The sequence below is a fragment of the Povalibacter uvarum genome (assembly GCF_014202975.1).
Classification (GTDB): Bacteria; Pseudomonadota; Gammaproteobacteria; order Steroidobacterales; family Steroidobacteraceae; genus Steroidobacter; species Steroidobacter uvarum.
The window spans coordinates 129,220-147,170 of the sequence record NZ_JACHHZ010000006.1 but is presented as its reverse complement, the minus strand read 5'-3'; the positions used below and the strand labels follow the sequence as shown (position 1 = coordinate 147,170).

16 protein-coding genes are annotated in these 17,951 nt (G+C 63.4%); 7 read left to right on the top strand and 9 right to left on the bottom strand.

The window, feature by feature from the left end; genetic code table 11:
- The first annotated feature begins 1 nt into the window (after position 1).
- The 3 genes from HNQ60_RS23005 to HNQ60_RS22995 all read left to right on the top strand — a co-directional run bounded on the left by HNQ60_RS23005 (position 2) and on the right by HNQ60_RS22995 (position 3,917).
- Positions 2–1,447, top strand: coding sequence for a c-type cytochrome (locus tag HNQ60_RS23005; RefSeq protein ID WP_184335130.1), 1,446 nt, complete (start codon positions 2–4; stop codon positions 1,445–1,447).
- Positions 1,448–1,510: 63 nt separating this feature from the next.
- Entirely contained in the window at positions 1,511–2,527 is a 1,017-nt protein-coding gene (locus tag HNQ60_RS23000) for an FAD:protein FMN transferase (RefSeq protein WP_184335129.1), read from the top strand.
- Between the two features lie 88 nt (positions 2,528–2,615).
- Complete coding sequence (locus HNQ60_RS22995; RefSeq protein WP_184335128.1) at positions 2,616–3,917, top strand: amidohydrolase; 1,302 nt, start codon at positions 2,616–2,618, stop codon at positions 3,915–3,917.
- Here HNQ60_RS22995 and HNQ60_RS22990 read toward each other — a convergent pair.
- The 4 genes from HNQ60_RS22990 to HNQ60_RS22975 form a co-directional block, all read right to left on the bottom strand.
- Positions 3,899–4,684, bottom strand: a complete 786-nt coding sequence (locus HNQ60_RS22990; RefSeq protein WP_184335127.1) for an SIR2 family NAD-dependent protein deacylase — start codon at positions 4,682–4,684, stop codon at positions 3,899–3,901. The genes HNQ60_RS22995 and HNQ60_RS22990 overlap by 19 nt on opposite strands.
- Before the next feature lie 88 nt (positions 4,685–4,772).
- Positions 4,773–5,300 carry a glycine zipper 2TM domain-containing protein gene (locus tag HNQ60_RS22985; protein ID WP_184335126.1) on the bottom strand — a complete coding sequence of 176 codons (528 nt, stop codon included), beginning with the start codon at positions 5,298–5,300 and terminating at the stop codon, positions 4,773–4,775.
- Between the two features lie 298 nt (positions 5,301–5,598).
- Positions 5,599–6,546 (bottom strand): trypsin-like peptidase domain-containing protein, encoded by a 948-nt coding sequence (locus tag HNQ60_RS22980; protein WP_184335125.1) that lies wholly within the window; start codon positions 6,544–6,546, stop codon positions 5,599–5,601.
- A gap of 331 nt (positions 6,547–6,877) precedes the next feature.
- Positions 6,878–7,471, bottom strand: a complete 594-nt coding sequence (locus tag HNQ60_RS22975; protein ID WP_184335124.1) for an energy transducer TonB — start codon at positions 7,469–7,471, stop codon at positions 6,878–6,880.
- Between the two features lie 220 nt (positions 7,472–7,691).
- On the opposite strand from HNQ60_RS22975, the gene glnE reads away from it, so the two are divergent.
- Positions 7,692–10,568: a bifunctional [glutamate--ammonia ligase]-adenylyl-L-tyrosine phosphorylase/[glutamate--ammonia-ligase] adenylyltransferase gene (gene glnE / locus HNQ60_RS22970; RefSeq protein ID WP_184335123.1), complete on the top strand. Its 2,877-nt coding sequence runs from the start codon at positions 7,692–7,694 to the stop codon at positions 10,566–10,568.
- A 74-nt stretch (positions 10,569–10,642) separates the two neighbouring features.
- Complete coding sequence (locus tag HNQ60_RS22965) at positions 10,643–10,843, top strand: zinc-finger domain-containing protein (RefSeq protein WP_184335122.1); 201 nt, start codon at positions 10,643–10,645, stop codon at positions 10,841–10,843.
- Between the two features lie 4 nt (positions 10,844–10,847).
- On the opposite strand, the gene HNQ60_RS22960 is transcribed toward HNQ60_RS22965, so the two are convergent.
- The 3 genes from HNQ60_RS22960 to HNQ60_RS22950 all read right to left on the bottom strand — a co-directional run bounded on the left by HNQ60_RS22960 (position 10,848) and on the right by HNQ60_RS22950 (position 13,595).
- Entirely contained in the window at positions 10,848–11,243 is a 396-nt protein-coding gene (locus HNQ60_RS22960; protein WP_184335121.1) for a DUF6165 family protein, read from the bottom strand.
- A 186-nt stretch (positions 11,244–11,429) separates the two neighbouring features.
- The gene (locus HNQ60_RS22955; protein WP_184335120.1) at positions 11,430–12,470 is read right to left on the bottom strand and encodes a CDP-glycerol glycerophosphotransferase family protein; all 1,041 of its coding nucleotides are present in this window, start codon (positions 12,468–12,470) and stop codon (positions 11,430–11,432) included.
- Positions 12,471–12,530: 60 nt separating this feature from the next.
- Positions 12,531–13,595, bottom strand: coding sequence for a glycosyltransferase family 9 protein (locus HNQ60_RS22950; protein WP_184335119.1), 1,065 nt, complete (start codon positions 13,593–13,595; stop codon positions 12,531–12,533).
- 107 nt (positions 13,596–13,702) lie between these two features.
- On the opposite strand from HNQ60_RS22950, the gene HNQ60_RS22945 reads away from it, so the two are divergent.
- Complete coding sequence (locus tag HNQ60_RS22945; protein ID WP_184335118.1) at positions 13,703–14,446, top strand: 3-deoxy-D-manno-octulosonic acid kinase; 744 nt, start codon at positions 13,703–13,705, stop codon at positions 14,444–14,446.
- Between the two features lie 126 nt (positions 14,447–14,572).
- Here HNQ60_RS22945 and lpxL read toward each other — a convergent pair whose 3' ends face one another.
- Together lpxL and HNQ60_RS22935 are read right to left on the bottom strand one after the other, a co-directional pair.
- On the bottom strand, positions 14,573–15,526 hold the full coding sequence (lpxL, locus tag HNQ60_RS22940; RefSeq protein ID WP_246433817.1) for an LpxL/LpxP family Kdo(2)-lipid IV(A) lauroyl/palmitoleoyl acyltransferase: 954 nt from the start codon (positions 15,524–15,526) through the stop codon (positions 14,573–14,575).
- Positions 15,527–15,571: 45 nt separating this feature from the next.
- Positions 15,572–16,570: an LpxL/LpxP family acyltransferase gene (locus HNQ60_RS22935; protein WP_184335117.1), complete on the bottom strand. Its 999-nt coding sequence runs from the start codon at positions 16,568–16,570 to the stop codon at positions 15,572–15,574.
- Between the two features lie 89 nt (positions 16,571–16,659).
- On the opposite strand from HNQ60_RS22935, the gene waaA reads away from it, so the two are divergent.
- The gene (gene waaA / locus HNQ60_RS22930) at positions 16,660–17,940 is read left to right on the top strand and encodes a lipid IV(A) 3-deoxy-D-manno-octulosonic acid transferase (protein ID WP_184335116.1); all 1,281 of its coding nucleotides are present in this window, start codon (positions 16,660–16,662) and stop codon (positions 17,938–17,940) included.
- Positions 17,941–17,951: the final 11 nt, after the last annotated feature.

Below are 17,951 nucleotides of genomic sequence, written 5' to 3'. Positions count from 1 at the left end.
CATGACCAAACGGAAGCTGCTTCGCGTCGGCCTCATACTGACGGTGCTCATCGCCATCGGTGGTTTGTTCACCTGGTACAAATTCTTCCGCGAGGAGCCGCAGCCCGAGTGGATAACGGGCGATCCCGAGATGCGGTTCAAGTACGGATCGATCGGCGGCGAGCGTGACGCGGGCATTCCCTACTGGATCTTCTACGTACTGCCGCGGATGTTCCCGGAAAAGATTCCGGGGCCGAACGGGTTCGCTTCGTTCGGATTTGCGTGGGAGCAGGGACAGGAGCTGCCGGTCGGCTTCGTGAAGAAGGTGATCGGATTCGAGCGCATCGGCAACAACTGCGCTGTCTGTCATACCGGCAGCTATCGGCGCATCGCCGATGAGAATCCGACGTTCGTGACCGCGGGACCCGGGCACACTTTCAACCTGGAAGCGATGTTCCGGTTCCTCGTCGATTGCGCAAAGGATCCCCGGTTCAACGCCGACAATCTCATGCACGAGATCGATCTGGTGACCGATCTCTCCTGGATCGACAGCGCCATCTATCGCTTCGTGCTGATCCCGATCACGAAGAAGCGGCTGCTGGAGCGCGAAGAACAGTTCCAGTGGATCTACCGCCATGATTTCCCGGAGTGGGGCCGGGGGCGCGATGATGCGATGAACCTGACCAAGTATTTCATGGTGGACACGCCGATGGACGATTCGATCGGCCCCACCGACATGCCTTCGATCTGGAACCTGAAGAAGTACGACAGCGAGCGGGTCACGCTGAACTGGGCCGGCGACAGCCACGATACCTACTCGGTGATCATCGATTCGGCGCTGGGCCTGCTCGGGGCGCGGCCGAAGAGCAACGAGGAGTTCCTCGCCGAGGTGAAATGGCTGCAGGACTATCTCTCTGCGAAAGCGCCGCCAAAATTTCCGTGGCCGATCGACGAGGCGAAAGCAACAGCGGGCAAAGCCGTGTTCGATCACGAGTGCGCCCGCTGCCACGCGAGCGAGCTGACAGGAACGCGCATGGAGTTGCGCGGCGTCGATACGGATCCGGAGCGGCTCTGGACGTGGAAGAAGGAGCATGCCGTCGTGGCCAACAACAAGGTCAAGGAGTTCGGGATCGACCGCAAGGGACTCCTCGAGGAGGATCTCATCGGCTACAACCCCGCATTCCTCGACGGCATCTGGCTGCGCGCTCCGTACCTCCACAACGGCTCAGTGCCGACATTGCGCGACATGCTCAAGGCACCCGCGGATCGTCCGGCAGTGTTCTGGCGCGGCTATGACGTCTACGACCCCGTGAACGTAGGTTTCATCTCGAGCGAAGCCGAGGCTGGCGAGACCGGTACGAAGCACGACGTCAGCCAGCGCTCGAACGGCAATGGCGGGCATCTGTTCGGGACCCAGTTGCCGGAGCCGGACAAGGAAGTGTTGCTGGAGTACATGAAGACGTTGTGATTGACAGGGGGCGCGATGGGGTGGCGAACTGACGGGATCAGTCCGTCACCTCGTCACGCTCCCATGCCCCGACTCTTCGCTGCGCTGCTCGCATTCCTCGTCACCGCCTGCCATCAGCCGCCGCCCGTCATCGATCTCTCCGGCCCCACCATGGGCACGACCTATTCCGTCAAGGTCGTGGGTGCACCGGAAGGAGTCGACAGTCATGCCGTGCGTGTTGCGATCGACGACGTTCTAGCGACCATCGACGTACAGATGTCGGCGTACCGCCCCGATTCGGAGATTTCACGCTTCAATGCGAGTGGGACGACGGACTGGTTTGCCGTGTCGGGTGAGTTCGTCGCGGTCGTTACGGGGGCACAGGTCGTGAGTGAACGATCCGGTGGCGCGCTGGATATCACTGTGGCGCCGCTGGTGACTTTGTGGGGCATGGGGCCGGCGGGAGAGATGAAGGAACTGCCCGATGAGCCGACGCTCGCCGCGGCGAGAGCGCGTGTTGGCTATCGCAATCTCGAAGTGCGGCAGACGCCATTTGCGATTCGCAGGCGGATTCCGGAGCTGACGGTGGACCTGAACGCTGTCACACCGGGCTACGCCGTCGACTTGCTGTCGTCGAAGTTCGAGGCTCTGGGCATCGCGAACTTCATGATCGATATCGGCGGGGAAGTCCGCGCACGAGGTCGCAACGCACAGGGCGCAGCCTGGCGTATCGCGATCGAGCGTCCCGTCGATGCCGAACCTGAGCCGTTCGCAATCGCGCAGATCGACGATATGGCGATCACCACATCGGGCGAGTATCGGCACTACGTCATGCGCGACGGCCATCGTTACTCGCACACGATCGATCCGCGTACGGGCCGCCCGGTCGAGCATGCACTCGCTTCCGTGGCGGTCGTGCAGCCGACAGCGCTCGAAGCGGATGCCTGGGCCACCGCGCTGAATGTGCTGGGCGAGAATGAAGGTTATGAACTTGCGGAGAAGCTGCGGATCCCCGCGCTGTTCATCGTCGCGAAGGGCGATGGACTCGAGCATCGGATGACGACGCCATTCGCGAAGTATCTCGCCGAACCTCTGCGCTGATACGCGCATCGCTCCGTCGCGACCGAGCGCGCTATAGTCCGTTCATCGCGGTTCTCTGCCGCTACAACAACCCATAGGGGATTCCCTGATGAGCGCGATCCGCACAGCCATCCTCGCGGCCCTTTCGCTGTCCGCCTTCAGCGCTTTCGGCGCGGTGACGCCGGAGCAGGTCGAAGCTGCGACTGCAAAGGTCGATGCCAGTGTCATCGCCTGGCGCCGGGACATTCACCAGCATCCGGAGCTCAGCAATCGCGAGACGCGTACTTCGGCGCTGGTCGCTGCTCATCTCAAGAAGCTGGGTCTCGATGTCCGCACCGGTATCGCGAAGACGGGTGTCACGGCGGTGCTTCGCGGCGGAAAGCCGGGCCCGACGATCGCGTTGCGCGCGGACATGGACGCGCTGCCGGTCATCGAGCAGACGGATGTGCCGTTCAAGTCGACAGTGACTTCCGAGTTCATGGGCAAGAAGGTCGGCGTGATGCATGCGTGCGGTCACGATGCGCACACCGCGATTCTCATGGGGGTCGCGCAGTCGCTGACATCGCTGCGTGCGGATCTGCCCGGCACGATCCTGTTCATCTTCCAGCCGGCGGAAGAAGGTCCGCCGGAAGGCGAGGAGGGCGGCGCACCTGCGATGATCAAGGAAGGGCTCTTCGACAAAGTGAAGCCCGAAGCGGTGTTTGGTCTGCACGTCGCCGCGGCGATTCCGAGCGGCGTGATCGGCTACCGCTCAGGCCCCTTCATGGCGGGCGCGGACACGTTCCAGATCGACGTGACGGGACGCCAGTCGCACGGCTCGCGGCCGTGGTCGGGCGTCGACCCGATCGTTGCCGCCTCGCAGATCGTCGTCGGGCTGCAGACCATCGTGAGCCGTCAGATCGACATCACTGAACTGCCCGCTGTCGTCACCGTCGGTCAGTTCGACAGCGGTGTGCGCCAGAACATCATCCCGGACACGGCACGCATGCGCGGCACGATTCGCACGTTCGATCCGAAAGTTCGCGCGGACATCATCGATCGCATGCGGCGCACGGCCGAGAACATCGCCTCGTCGAGCGGCGCGACCGCGAAGCTCACGGTGAGCGACCACAGCTACCCGGTCGTGAACAACGATCCGAAACTCGTCGAGCGCACGCTGCCTTCGCTGCGCCGGATCGCAGGAGCCGACAAAGTAGTGGTCACGCCGCTGCAGACCGGTGCCGAGGATTTTTCGTTCTTCGGCCAGCACGCGCCGAGCTTCTTCTTCTACGTCGGCGTCACGCCGACGAACACCGACGTTGTCAATGCGCCGAGCAATCATTCGCCGTTGTTCTATATCGATGAGCCGGCGATCGCGGTGGCGCAGAGGGCGTTGACGGCGGTGGCGGTGGACTACCTGCAGAGCAAGTGACCCATCGTCTCCCCGATCCCCGCGTGTATCACTACATCCGCGACATCATCCATCTGCGTCGGATCGCGGTTGATGATCACGAGGGCGGCGCCTTTCTGCCGGGCGCGCAGAGGGAAATCGGCGGCGGGGAATACTGAGAGCGAAGAGCCGAGGACGATGAACAGGTCGCACTGCATCGTTTCCTCGTGGGCGCGCTGCATCGGCAGCGCGGGCATCTGCTGACCGAAAGAAATCGTCGCTGACTTGATGATGCCGCCGCAGCGTTTGCAGGGAGCAACGTTGCCGGTCGAGTGGAATTCCTTCTCCAGGTCGACGAGTTCGTAGCGCGTGTGGCACGACAGGCACGTGGCGTACGTCGCGTTGCCGTGGAGCTCGATGATGCGGTTCTCGGGCACACCCGAGGCCTGATGCAGGTTGTCGACGTTCTGGGTGATCACCGACTTCGCCTTTCCGGTGGCGACCAGTTGCGCGACTGCCATGTGTCCCGCGTTCGGCTGTGCGCCGACCCAGCCATCGCGATTGTCGAAACGACGACGCCAGGCTTCGCGGCGCTTGTCCTCCGATGCGACGAATTCCTGAAAGTAGATGGGCTGCATCTTGGACCAGACGCCGCCGGGACTGCGGAAGTCGGGGATGCCGGATTCGGTGCTGATACCCGCACCCGTGAAGAAGACCACGTAGCGGCTCGCGTCGAGCAGGCTGCGCAGCGTCTGCGTTGCGTCAGTCGTGGTGGATGAGCGGCCGGGGGCGTTGCGGTGATCGTTCATGCAGCGATGAGTGCAGCGCCGGGCCAGGCCGGCGCTGCACTCTATCGCGATCCGTCATTTCGCCAAAGGGGAAGCCCCGGCGGAACGGTCAGTTCACGACCAGTTCGCCGTCGACGACCGGGATGCGGTCGGCAGGCTTGTCCTTCGTGCGGATCGTGCCCGTCTCATCGCCGAGACGGTATTTGACGTCGTAACCGATGACCTTCTCGCTGCTGTCGTACACTGTTTCGCAGTGTGTTTCCGTGGTCTGATACGTGCCGTTCTCCTGCACCTTCTTCTGCACCTTGTTGCCGGCGTAACCGCCCGCGGCGGCACCCGCGACGGTTGCAGCATCGCGACCGCTGCCGCTGCCGACCTGGCTGCCCAGCACGCCGCCGACCACGGCGCCGATCACGCTGCCCGTAATGCGCTTCTCATCCTTCACGGGTTTCTGATGCGTCACCGTTTCGTCGTTGCAGACCTGTCGAGGCGTGCGGATCGTCTCCGACACCGGATCGACATCGATCACTTCCGCATACTTCGGCTTGCGATCGAAAACGTTCAATCCCCCGATGGCTGCACCGGCTGTCACGACGGCTGCGCCGATCACCAATCCAGTCACCAATGATTTGTTCATGCGTTCTCCTGGTTCACCTGATGTCGCTGTCCGCCGACGTACCATCCGCGGTAGGACTGGTCCTATAACTGATGAGGAAGAAGGAGGTTCCGGGGATGCCGCCGCGGCGGGCTCCGTTGTGGGGGCCGGGCCGGACGTTATGCCGAAAGGCATGCTTCGCATGACGTCCGGCTAAAGCCGGACCCACAGGAAGGGGCAGACAGCAATTGACTTACGGATGCCGCGGAAGGGCTTCCCTGCGGCAGCTCATGCTGCCGCAGGTCGCCTCTTGGTCGGTGGGGCCTACCCGCTGCTGAGATCAGAGATTCGAATTCGCGCCTTTCTCGTCGCCGGCCTGCATTTCGGTGCGCAGGGTCTGCTCGAGCCAGTCGTTCATCGTGATCATCGTGTTGCGTACCACGCCGGCTGACGGGCGCGAGGGGACGGTGTGGATACCGATGATGACGCCGGTGCGTTCGTCGATGACGGGAGATCCGGCGGCGATGCCGCGGGCGTCGATGTCGTGCGTGAAACCTTCGAGGCTGGCGAGCGAGAGGCCGTTGACCTTGCGCTCATAGACCGTGCCGCGGCTCTTGCTCTTCATCGGATCGGATTCCATGTCGCTGCGGAAGCCGATCATCAGCACGCTCACGGCGGCGCCTGAGAATTTGCCCATCGGCATCGTGCGCTGCGCGTAGTTCGAAGGTTCGCTGAGTCGGATCACCGCGAAGTCCTTGGCGGCATGGCCGGCGGCACCGGCTTCGGCTGCCCACTGGGACTTGATCGAGATGACGGGGATGCGCTCACGAATCTGTCCGAGTGAGTCCGTGCTGGTGTAAATGCAGTTCTCGGGAGCGACCGTGCCGTCGGGTCCTTCGAACGTGTGTGCGACGGTCACGCCGATGTCGAAGGCGCCGACGAGGAATGCCGTCGCCATGCGCTGTTCGCCGTTCACCGTGCAGACGATGGCGCCGACACCGCTGAACGAAAAGAATTCCTGGCTCGACAGCTCGCCGCGCCGGCCGGTTGCGCCCGTTGCGGACAGTCGGCGAGTCGCTGCGAAATCGAGCGTGCCGCGATCCGGCGCAGCGGTTGCGTCGGAGGTCGTGCTGCCGCAGCGGCCTTCCTGGCACAGACCCGAAGCTGCATCCGCGTCAGCGAGCCATGCGAGTCCGGCGAGCAGGAGCAGGGACCCTGCCAACCGGATGATGCGTCGAGTGTCCGGACGTGCAGCGGAAGCAGCAGCGTGATGGCGATTGCGGTGCATGTGCTAGAACTACCCGTCAGCGATACCGAGGTCGATACGACGGGGCGTGCAATGCGGCTAAGACATCTCCCGAGGGAAATTTTTTCAAGCCGACGACGCCCTCGAACCTTCCTGCGGGCGCCTGCGAAGCGCAGCAGGTGAATTGAGCCTATGACGAGCAGATCGGCACAACGGTGATGAAGCTCAAATTTCCGAGGAGCCGTTCGCGCGATTCTGAGACGCAGCCCAAGGAAATGGACTCTTCTGCGAACGCAAATAAAAAGGCCGGAGCGGGGCTCCGGCCTTTAGGGCAACTTTCCGTCACCCCCGCGTACGCGGGGATGACGATCGCTCACGCGTTCGTCAATTTGAACGTGATCGACACCTGCGTCCATGCAGTAATGGCGGTCGAGCCATTGGTGGCCGCGGCAAAGCGCCACTTGCGCACAGCCTCGATCGCTGCCTGGTCGAGTCGCGCAAAGCCGCTGCCCTTGGCGACCTGAACCTCGCGCGGTGCACCGCGTTCATCCACCAGGATACGGAGCCTCACCGTACCTTCCTCACCCGCCCGACGTGCCGCTGGCGGATAGATGGGCTCGACGCGCGACTTCGTCTTCAGCTCCTGCGAAGGCGGGCCAGGAGGTGCCACGGCTTCGGTCGCGGCGATTGCGTTCTCCGAAGGCGGCATCGGCGTTTCAGCCGGCGGGACGATGATTTCGTCCGGAGGAATCACACTCGGCTCGAGATTATCGACCTGCGTCTGCTCGATGTCGGGCTTGATCTCGATCTCCGGCTCCTCGATCACTTCCTGCTGCTCGGGAATGAAGACGACCTGTGCCGGCTGGATGAACTCCGGCATCTTGATCACGCCCATGCTGACTGACAGAACATAGCCAATGACCAGATGCACACCGATCACCGCGGCGAGCAGGCCAGGGCGTGCCATTAGACTAGAGCGACGTTCGACGTACATGCATTGCCTCCGCATTGAACGAAGCTTGCGCTTCCTGGTGTGTTAACGATGCGGAACGACAAAAGGGTTCAAACAATCTTCGTTGCCGAAAAGGGTTGGAAAAAGTTCCTTCGGCGTCGACAAAAAATCGCATGATCGTAGGCAATCGGCGACAATGCGTCGGGTCGACTTTCAATGGCAATGAAGTAGCGAGATGACAGCGGATGCAACGTTGACGAGCCTGCTCGACGCCGCGCGCGCCCGCATCGGCGAGAGTCGCGAGCAAAGCGAACCCGTGTGGTCACAAATTCTCGCGCATTCGCAGGTGGCGGAAACCGCGCCGCGCGTTTGGGCCTGCAGTGAGTTCATTGCAACCTCATGCAGCCGCAATCCAAGCCTGCTGCTCGCACTGATCGAGAACGGACGCCTGCTCGATCGCGCGACGAGCGAGTGGATCGCGCAGGATCTCGTCGCGCACGAACGGGGACAATCCGAAGCGGAGCTGATGGAAGCGCTCCGGCATTTCCGGCGCAGGCACATGGTGCGTATCGCATGGCGCGACATTGCCGGCTGGGCCGATCTCGATGAAACGCTGCGGGACCTCTCCGCGCTCGCGGATGTCTGCATTCAATTTGCCTACGACCGGATGTACGCGATGCTCACTGCGCGCTACGGCACGCCGCGGGGAGAATCGAGCAACGATCCTCAATCGATGCTCATCCTCGGCATGGGGAAGCTCGGTGCGCACGAGCTGAACTACTCGTCCGATATCGATCTCGTGTTCCTCTACCCGGAGGAAGGGCAGACCGATGGTGCGAGAAGCGTGGACAACGCCGAGTTCTTCCTGCGCCTCGGCCAGAAAGTCACCCAGCTGCTCTCGACGCAGACCGTCGACGGCTTCGTCTATCGTGTGGATCTGCGCCTGCGGCCATTCGGTGACAGCGGCCGCGTCGCGATGGGATTCGGCGCGTTCGAGGACTACCTGCAGCAGCACGGCCGTGACTGGGAGCGCTACGCGTACGTGAAGGCGCGGGCCATCACCGCGCAGGAACACTTCGCGTCCTTGTACGACGAAGTCCTGCGGCCATTCGTCTTCCGGCGCTATCTCGACTTCAGCGTGTTCGAGTCGTTGCGGGACATGAAAGCCATGATTGCCCGCGAGGTGGAGCGTCGCGAGCTGCGCGACAACATCAAGCTCGGCCCCGGCGGCATCCGCGAGATCGAGTTCATCGTCCAGGCTTTCCAGCTCATTCGTGGCGGCAATGACCGGCGCCTGCAGAATCGCGAGCTGCGCACGGTGCTGCCGCTGCTCGCGAATCAACGTCTGCTCGGCCGCGAGATAGTCTCTGACCTGGACGCCGCGTATCGATTTCTGCGGCTCGCAGAGAATCGCCTGCAGGAATGGAATGACGAGCAGACGCATCGTCTGCCCACCGACGACACGGCGCAGACGCGATTCGCGCTGTCCCTGGGCATGGCGGATTGGAGCTCGGCCGCGACGAAGCTGACGATGCATCGCGAGCGAGTCGCGAGATATTTCGCGCAGACGGTGTTCGGCCCGGCGGGGAGTGCCACGGATCAGCCCGCGCCGGTCGCGGGATTCGATCTCGATGCGCCGGCAGAGGATCGCGAGCGAGCGTTGAACGACTTCGGTCTGGGTAACTCGCCAGCGCTCGCACAGGCGTTGGACCAGCTTCGCACATCCGCTTACTACCGGCGCCTCGACGACACGGGTCGACGCCGGCTGCGCGCGGCGCTCTCCCCGGTCCTGCAGAGCATCGCAAAGGTGGAAGCACCGGAAGTGACGTTCGCGCGCATCGCGCGGATCCTCGAAATGATCGGTGGGCGCACCGTCTACCTCGCTCTACTCAACGAGAACGCGACAGCGTTGCAGCGGCTCGTGCAGCTGTGTTCGCAGAGCCAGTTCCTCGCCGATCAGATCGCTGCCCATCCATTGCTGCTCGATGAGCTGATCGACGAGCGACTGATAGGCGAGCCGCCCAGCCGCGCGCAGTTTGCAGAAGACCTTGAAGCCCGCCGCGGCGCGCTGCACGGCGAGGATGCGGAGCGGCAGGTCGAGTTGCTGCGCAATTTCCAGAGTGCCGCCATCTTCAGAGTCGCGGTTGCCGACCTGACCGGTCATCTGCCGCTGATGAAAGTGAGCGATCGGTTGACCGATATCGCGGAGCTGATCGTCGAAGAAGCGTTGGGGCTCGCGTGGACTCAGATGACGGGCAAGCACGGGCTGCCGATGTGCGGTGATCGTCCGGAAGAGCTGCGACCGTCGAGCATGATCGTGGTCGCCTACGGAAAGTTCGGCGGTCTCGAGCTCGGCTACAGCTCCGACCTCGATCTCGTGTTCCTGCACGATTCGGTGGGCGAGGTGCAGCGTACCGACGGCGCGCAGACGCTGGACAACAGTGTGTTCTTCCAGCGGCTCGCACAGAGACTCGTGCACCTGCTGACGGTTCACACCGCAGCGGGCCGGCTGTACGAAGTCGATACGCGGTTGCGACCGGGAGGCAACCGGGGCCTGCTCGCTCAGACACTGCGCAGCTTTCGCGAGTACGAGTTTCAGGAAGCGTGGACCTGGGAGCACCAATCACTGCTGCGGGCGCGCGCGGTCGCTGGTAATGCGGGACTGCGGGATGCTTTTGAGGAGGCGAGGCTCGAGGTGCTGCGAAACGCGGTGCGGCGTACGGACCTTCGCGATGAGGTGCGAAAGATGCGCGCCCGCATGCGCGAGAACCTGTCGAAGGCGGGGCCGGGCCAGGTCGATCTCAAGCAGGACGCCGGCGGCGTCGCGGATCTGGAGTTCCTGGTGCAGTACTGGATGCTCAAGTGGGCCGACCGGTATCCCGAGATCGTGATCTTCTCGGACAACATCCGCCAGCTCGAAAGTCTGGCGTCCGGCAACCTCGTGCCGCAGTCAAGAGTGGATTTCCTGGTGAACACGTACCGCCGCTATCGCGAGCGACTGCATCACCTGTCGCTCAACGGGGCGAAAAACGTGATCGCCGACAACGAGTTCGTCGAGGAGCGACGCGGGGTCGTCGAAATCTGGGCCGAGGTGATGGGGGAGAACCTGTAGGGGCTCGCGACCCTTACGCGTCGCACCGCTTACGGCCTACAATGCGCCGCTCTCACGCAGCCTGACCTGGCCTTATGACCACCGAAGCCGCCCCCAAGCTCATTCAGCCGAACGCGCAGAACCAGTACACGGTCACCGTGTCCGATCTGCCTTTGTCCTGCCCGATGCCCGGCATGTACCTGTGGAATTCCCATCCGCGCGTCTTCCTGCCGATCGAGAAGACGGGCTGGGCGAAGTGCCCTTACTGCAGCGCGGAGTACATGCTGCAGAGATAGGTCGTCACTTGTAGTCTTTGTAGCTCTTCTCTTCGACGATCCGTGAGCCGAGCTTCGTATTGATCTGGCGCTTCACGGCGGCGCGCTCATCGTTGATCACATAGACCGAGCGGGCGAGCTCGATGAACTTCGCATCGAATTCCTTCGCCCGTTCCTTGTCGCGGATGTCGTCCTCGACGACCCAGAGCTTCTCGTTGATCCTCTTCAGTGCCGACCACTCCGCGGTGATGTCGGCCTTGCCGTGGGCGGAATCGCGCCATGTCGATTCCAGCAGCCCCAGCTCGACGCGCACGTTGGCGACCTTCGCCGCATCGCTCATCCGTTCGGACTTGATCTGCAGGATCGTGATCTTGTCGATGAGCTCGCCCGGTGAAATGGGAACGTGGATGTCGGTGGCCATGAGGGTGACTCGGTGGTGGTACGAAGGCCGAAGAAGTTTGATCTCTTGGCGACGAAGGCTCAATACGGGCTTCAATACACCCGAGGAAGACGAAGAGTCTCCACGGGGGTCACCGGGTGAACAGGAGCCCGGACTGAATTGTTTGTCTCCCCCGTGATCCCCGTGTACCCCGTGGAGATCCGATTCTCACGCCGGGCCCCAGTAGCCGATGCGCCGGCGGATCTTGAGCTTGCGCCACAGATTCATCGGCTTGGGTTTCGGATTGCGTCCGCCGGCGGCGATGAAGTCGTCCACTGCCTGGAGCACGCGTTCGCTCGAGCGGCCGTCGCGCCAGGGATGAATCGAATCCGCGTACTTGCGGATCTCCTGCATCAACGGTGCTGGTCGCGACAGGGCGCGCTCGATCGATGGCTCCAGCTGTTCCGGGGTGTCGATGTCGATGAGCTGCGGGCCGGGCCGCCGATTCTTGAACGTCACCACCGGCTTGTAGGTCAGCAGGAACTCGTTCAGCGCCGATGAGGTGTCCGAGATCATCATGTCGACCTGCGGGAACAGGTCGAGGATGTTGTCCTCGGTCGCAAAGCGCAGGTACTCGTTTTCGAGCCCGCGATATTTCGCCACGGTTTCGGCGTCGCTCTTCGGGTGCAGGGTGACGATCCAGCGCCACTTCCCGGACCGGGACATCCGCTTGATGGTGTCGTAAAGGATGTTCGCCGCGCTCCAGGAGGGCGAGAACGTGGAGTGATAGAGGATCACGGGCGTCGAACGCACGGGCGGCGCCTCCGGCGTCGCATGCTCCCGCATGAAAGGATCGAGCTTGGGCCAGCCCGTTTCGCGGACGGCGAAGTGTCCGGCGCGCCGCGATTCGGCTTCGAAGGCCTGCGTGTCGCGTGGACCGGTCGTGCAATAAAGATCGAAGAATCCGCGGATGTAGATGTGTCGCGGCTTGCCCGCATCGAATCCGTGGAAAACCTCGGTCTTCACGCCAGGGAAGAAGTGAGGAACGGCATTGCTCGACGTCAGGACTGCGCGCGGGGCGAATCGCCGTACGTCGGTTGTCGTGCGCAGCCAGGTTTCGTCGGCGCGGAGCTCTTCTCCGCCAGGTCCATCGAAGAACCAGGCTGCCGTCGCACCGCGGGCACGGATCGCGTCCTGAAGCGGACGCAGGATCGCGAGTGCATACCGCTCCGATCCATACAGCAGGTAGTGTTCAGGGGATCGGTTCATTTCGGGTGACCGTACCGGCTCGTCCGCCGGCCCGCAAGTTCGCACAAAGACCGTATGCCGTCAGCGCCGACGCGCCAGGGCGATCAATACGCTGTGCAGCTTTTTGTTCACTTCGTCCGGCGTGATGAGGTCCATCACCCCGGGCTTCTCGATCTTGGTGGTCCAGGGGAGCTCGGCTGCGGAGCGGCCCATCAGTCGTTGCGCGGCGAGATCGTACTTGTCGATACACCATTGCCGGCTCAGATAGGGGCCGCTGCGCTGTGGGTTGGTCGCTGCATAGAGACCGACCACGGGGGTGCCGACTGCCGTGGCCATGTGAGCGGGGCCGGAGTCAGGCGAGAGGAGTACCGTTGCGCGTTCGAGGGTCGCGAGCAGTTCGACGAGCGTGTCCTTGCCGACGGCATTTTCGCAGGCATGTTTCATCCGGGCCTGGATTTCCTGGCCCATCCGTTGCTCGATCTCGCTGCGGCCGCCGCAGATGACGACCTTCAGCCCGAGCGATCCGATGGCGTAGTCCGCGACCTGTGCGTAGTACTCGGCGCGCCAGTTGCGCAGCACGTGACTCGAACAGGGGCTGATGACCAGCGTCTGGACGTCATCGGGAATCAACCGGCGCGCGTATGCGCGGGCGGCGTCCGGAATCGGGATGTCCCAGCGCAGGACCTTCTCATAGACGCCGAATTTCTCCGCGAATCCGAACAGCGAGTCGAGCACGTGCTGGCGCTGCGCGGGCCGGATGCGATTGGTGGTGAACAGCCATTGCAGTTCCCGGGCGCGCCGGCGATCGAAACCGAGCTTGATCTTCGCGGGGATGACCATCGACATCAGGCTGGCGCGCAGCGAGAGCTGCATGTGCATCAGCACGTCGAACTGACGTCCGCGCATCGCGGCTCCAAGCTTGCTGCGGGCCCCGAACGTGCTGCCCTTGTCGACCACGACGAACTCGATATCGGGAATGTGGCCGAGCAGCTTCGCTTCGACGCGGCCGATGACCCACGTGAAGCGGGTTTGCGGCCATGCGCGCTGCAGGGTGCGAACGACGGGCAGCACGTGACACGTATCGCCAATCGCGGACAGACGCAGGATGCAGACGGACTCGGGACGCTGATCGAACGGTGACGACATGCGTTCTACAGGCTCGGGCGGCGCAGCGGTTCGCGGGCGGGCACGCAGTTCATGAAGGCTTGCTATTCTCCGCACATCACTGTGGCAAGGCCAGAATCGAATCCTGCATGAGCGCCCCTGTCGAGCAGCGCCTGGAGATTCCCGGCGGCGGCATCCTATACGACGCATCACGATTGCGTAAGGCGCAGCCGGATTGGTTCGACCGCGACTACTGGTCGAACCGGAAGGCGTTGACGCAAGTGACGGGCGGACGCGGTTCGGTCTCTTTCATCCAGGCCGACGACGGCCGCTGGGTATTGCGCCACTACCGGCGCGGCGGGCTCATCGCACGCATCTCCCAGGATCGCTACCTGTGGACCGGAGAGAATCGCACACGCTCCTTCGCGGAATGGCGCTTGCTGGCGGAACTGCGCCGACGGGACCTGCCGGTTCCCGCGCCCGTCGCGGCCCGGTATCTGCGCAGCGGGCTGACTTACACAGCCGACCTCATTACCGAAGAGCTTCCCTCGTCACGCACGCTCGCACAGTCGCTGTCCACGCGAACCGCCGATCAATGGCGGGCAATGGGCCGAACCATCGCGCGCTTCCATCGCGAAGGCGTTCATCACGCCGATCTCAATGCACACAACATTCTCATCGGCGCCGACGAGTCGATCTACATCCTCGACTTCGACCGCGGCCGCTTCCGCGAGCGCGGACCCTGGGAAGCCGCCGTGCTCTCCCGGCTGCGACGCTCCTTGGAAAAAGTCAGTCGCCAGCGCAGCGACGCGCACTTCAGCGAGAGGAATTGGGATGCTCTGATGGAAGGATATGGGGAAGGGGAAGGGGAAGGGGAAGGGGATAGCGGATAGCGGATGGCGGATAGGCAGAGGCAGGGACTTGTCATTCCCGCGAAAGCGGGAATCCATCTTTTCGGATAAAGGCATGGATTCCCGCTTTCGCGGGAATGACGGTCGGTCTCTTGCTCTGACCATCCGCTATCCGCTATCCGCTATCCGCTTCTTCCCGTAGTAGTTGGGGTAGTCCGGACTCAGTCCCTTGAACCGCCGATGAATCCACAGGTACTGCTCGGGCACGAGCCTGACCTGTGCTTCGATGCTGGCATTGAATCGCTCGGCATCGGCCACCGGACTGTCGCTGGGGAAGCCTTCCAGCATGGGCTGGATGATCATCCGGTAGCCCTGTGAGCCGGGCAGGCGCTCGGGGAAGTAGGGCAGGACGGCAGCGCCGGTCATGCGCGCCAGGCGCGACGTCGCGGTATTCGTGGCAGCGGGAATCCGGAAGAAGGGAACCATTTCCGCGCCTTTCTTCCGATAGCTCTGGTCGGGCGCGTACCAGACCGGTTCGTTGTTCTTGAGCGCGGTGACGAGGGTGCGAATGTCGTCGCGCGGAATCGCGCGCTTTGCGCGGCGGCCGCGATTGCGCATCAGGAAGTTTTCGAGGACGAGGTTGCTCGTCGGCCGGTACATGATGCTGGCCGCGATGCGTGCGCACAGGGCGCGTGCGCCGATTTCCAGCGTCGTGAAATGCGCGCTCAGCAGGATCGCGCCCTTGCCGCGCGCGAGTGCCGCCTGCAAGTGCTCCTCACCCTCGAATTTCGTCAGCTTGCGGATCCGATCGTCGGAGCTCCACCAGGAGATCGCGGTCTCGAAGAGTCCGATGCCGACGCTGCGAAAGTGCGCGCGCAGTATTCGCTGGCGTTCGTCAGCCGACTTCTCGGGAAAACACAGTTCGAGATTGCGTCGCGCGATCCGCACGAACGACAGCGGCAGGATGGATAGCAGATCGCCGGCGCGACGGCCGAGCCACAACAGCAGGGGGAACGGCAGCGGTTCGAAAAGCCGCAGGATTCCCAGCGCAAGCCATGTCGGCCAGTAGCGCGGGTGAAGCAACTGGGCGGTCGAGGGTTGGCTGTTGGCTGCTGGCGGCAAAGGATCGGGCTCCGCAGAGAACGAAAGGATTGTGACCGTCCACGGTCAACCGTCAACCGCCTGCTTGCGGTATGGATCGAAGCCTTCGCGCCGGAACCGCTTGTAGGCCCAGAGGTACTGCTCGGGATGAGCACGTACATGTGCTTCGATCAGTTCGTGGAACCGGCGCGTATCGGCGATCGCGTCTTCGGACGGGAAGTTGTCGAGCGCGGGATGAATCCGGATCACGTAACCGCGATTGTCCGCGCGGCGCGCAGGAAAGTACGGCAGGACAGGCGCGCGCGAAATGCGGGCCAACCGCGACGTCGCGACATTCGAGGCGGCCGGCTGGCCGAAGAACGGCACGAGTTCACTGTTCTTTTCGGTGAAGCGCTGGTCCGGCGCGTACCACACGGGCAGGTTGTTCTTCAGATTCTGCAGGAGGTCGCGGATCTGTTCCGAGGTGATCGCCTGCACGGTATGGCGCATGCGACCCCTGCGCGAGAACTCTGCGATCAGCGCGTTGCCCGGGGTCAGATACATGATGCTCGTCGGTCCGAGCAGGGTCAGTCCGCGCGCTCCCATCTCGAGAGTCGTGAAATGGGCGCTCAGCATGAGCGCTCCGCGGCCGCCTTCGAGCGCCTTGTGCAGATTCTCTTCGCCGTCGAACTGGATCAGGCGACGCAAGCGGGCATCGCTCGCCCACCACACCAGGCCTGTTTCATAGAGCGCGCAACCCAGCGATTCGAAATGACGGCGCACGAGGCGATGCCGCTGCTGCTCGTCGAGCTCCGGCAGGCACATGTCGATATTGATCTTCGTCACGCGCCGGTCGCGACGACTCAGGTGGAACGCCAGGCGGCCCGTCGTGCGGCCGATCGCCATCTGCATCCGCAGCGGCAGCACGTTGACGAGCCGCACGATCGCAATCCCGAGCCAGACGCCCCAGAACCGGGGCCCGAGGAATCGATACAGCGGGATCTCTGGCTCCCGCTGGATCTTTGCGCGGGCCGCACGTTCCGCGGCAGGCGGATCGGTGGCGACGTTCTGGTCGGGCGTGCTCATGATCGGGCGCGAATAGTAGTATGGATTCGAGGCGGCGACAGCCTGTAGCCTCCCACCACCGTCGCCGGTCAAGAGCAAAACGCCGCCCGATGCTTCGTCTGCTTTACACGCTGCTCCTGTATGTAGCCGCACCGATTGCGCTTGCGGCGACGATGTGGCGCGGCGTGCGCGATCCGCTCTACCGGGAGCGCTGGGGCGAGCGCTTCGGATTCTCGCGCACCAGGACACAGGTGCCGACGATCTGGGTCCATGCCGTCTCGGTTGGAGAAGTGCAGGCTGCTGCCGCGTTGATCCGGGAACTGCGCAAGCGATATCCGGATCCGCCGCTGATCGTGACGACGGCCACGCCGACCGGGGCGCAGCGGGTGAACGCGCTGTTTGGCGATGCCGTCCGGCATGTCTATCTGCCGTATGACCTGCCGGGCGCCGTTCGCCGCTTTCTCGACCGCATCCAGCCGCGGATCGCGGTCATGATGGAAACGGAAGTGTGGCCGAACCTCTATCGAGAGTGCGGCCGACGCCAGATTCCCATCGTGCTTGCGAGCGCACGGCTGTCGGAGAAGTCCGTGCGCCGATTCCGTCGCATCTCGTCGCTGTTCCGGGAGGCGCTGAACCAGGACCTCACGATCGGTGCGCAAACACGCGCGGACGCCGATCGATTCATCGAAGTCGGCGCACCGGCCTCGCGCGTGCACGTGACGGGAAACATCAAGTTCGATATCGAGGTCGCGCCGAACGTGCGCGCAACTGGAGAGGCGCTGCGGACAGCAGAGTTCTTCGGCCGGTTCGTCTGGATCGCGGGCAGCACCCACGAAGGCGAAGAGGACATCGTGCTGGCCGCGCATCGACAACTCATCGCGAAGCGATCCGACGCATTGCTCGTCCTGGTGCCGCGACATCCGAATCGCTTCGACCGCGTGCGTCAGTGGCTCGGCCAGCAGGGAATGGCATTCGTTTGCCGCTCTCGTGGCGAGAGCGCGAAAGAAGACACGCGGGTCGTCCTGGCCGATACGCTCGGCGAGCTGTTGATGCTGTACGCAGCGGGAGATGTCGCCTTCGTCGCAGGCAGCCTGGTACCGATCGGCGGCCACAATCTGCTCGAACCCGCGGCCCTCGCGCGACCGATCCTGACCGGCCCTCGCAACTTCAACGCCCCCGATATTGCGAAGATGCTCTTCGAGAGTGGAGGCGCGCTGCAAGTGAACTCAGCGGATGAACTCGCAGCGACGCTGGCGATGCTGAGCGCGAATCCGGAAAAGCGCGCGGAGCTGGGACAAGCGGCGCTGGGGATTCTGGAGATGAATCGGGGGGCCGTGGCGAGGGTGATGGAGATGATCGAGAAAGCAGAGGCTGTGAGCCGCGAGCGATGAGCGGCGAGCCG

What these genes read in the sequence shown, in the direction of transcription:
- HNQ60_RS23005 (WP_184335130.1), top strand. Translation starts at nt 2, where the DNA reads ATGACCAAACGGAAGCTGCTTCGCGTCGGCCTCATACTGACGGTGCTC.
- HNQ60_RS23000 (WP_184335129.1), top strand. Translation starts at nt 1,511, where the DNA reads ATGCCCCGACTCTTCGCTGCGCTGCTCGCATTCCTCGTCACCGCCTGC.
- HNQ60_RS22995 (WP_184335128.1), top strand. Translation starts at nt 2,616, where the DNA reads ATGAGCGCGATCCGCACAGCCATCCTCGCGGCCCTTTCGCTGTCCGCC.
- HNQ60_RS22990 (WP_184335127.1), bottom strand. Translation starts at nt 4,684, where the DNA reads ATGAACGATCACCGCAACGCCCCCGGCCGCTCATCCACCACGACTGAC.
- HNQ60_RS22985 (WP_184335126.1), bottom strand. Translation starts at nt 5,300, where the DNA reads ATGAACAAATCATTGGTGACTGGATTGGTGATCGGCGCAGCCGTCGTG.
- HNQ60_RS22980 (WP_184335125.1), bottom strand. Translation starts at nt 6,546, where the DNA reads ATGCACCGCAATCGCCATCACGCTGCTGCTTCCGCTGCACGTCCGGAC.
- HNQ60_RS22975 (WP_184335124.1), bottom strand. Translation starts at nt 7,471, where the DNA reads ATGGCACGCCCTGGCCTGCTCGCCGCGGTGATCGGTGTGCATCTGGTC.
- glnE (WP_184335123.1), top strand. Translation starts at nt 7,692, where the DNA reads ATGACAGCGGATGCAACGTTGACGAGCCTGCTCGACGCCGCGCGCGCC.
- HNQ60_RS22965 (WP_184335122.1), top strand. Translation starts at nt 10,643, where the DNA reads ATGACCACCGAAGCCGCCCCCAAGCTCATTCAGCCGAACGCGCAGAAC.
- HNQ60_RS22960 (WP_184335121.1), bottom strand. Translation starts at nt 11,243, where the DNA reads ATGGCCACCGACATCCACGTTCCCATTTCACCGGGCGAGCTCATCGAC.
- HNQ60_RS22955 (WP_184335120.1), bottom strand. Translation starts at nt 12,470, where the DNA reads ATGAACCGATCCCCTGAACACTACCTGCTGTATGGATCGGAGCGGTAT.
- HNQ60_RS22950 (WP_184335119.1), bottom strand. Translation starts at nt 13,595, where the DNA reads ATGTCGTCACCGTTCGATCAGCGTCCCGAGTCCGTCTGCATCCTGCGT.
- HNQ60_RS22945 (WP_184335118.1), top strand. Translation starts at nt 13,703, where the DNA reads ATGAGCGCCCCTGTCGAGCAGCGCCTGGAGATTCCCGGCGGCGGCATC.
- HNQ60_RS22935 (WP_184335117.1), bottom strand. Translation starts at nt 16,570, where the DNA reads ATGAGCACGCCCGACCAGAACGTCGCCACCGATCCGCCTGCCGCGGAA.
- waaA (WP_184335116.1), top strand. Translation starts at nt 16,660, where the DNA reads ATGCTTCGTCTGCTTTACACGCTGCTCCTGTATGTAGCCGCACCGATT.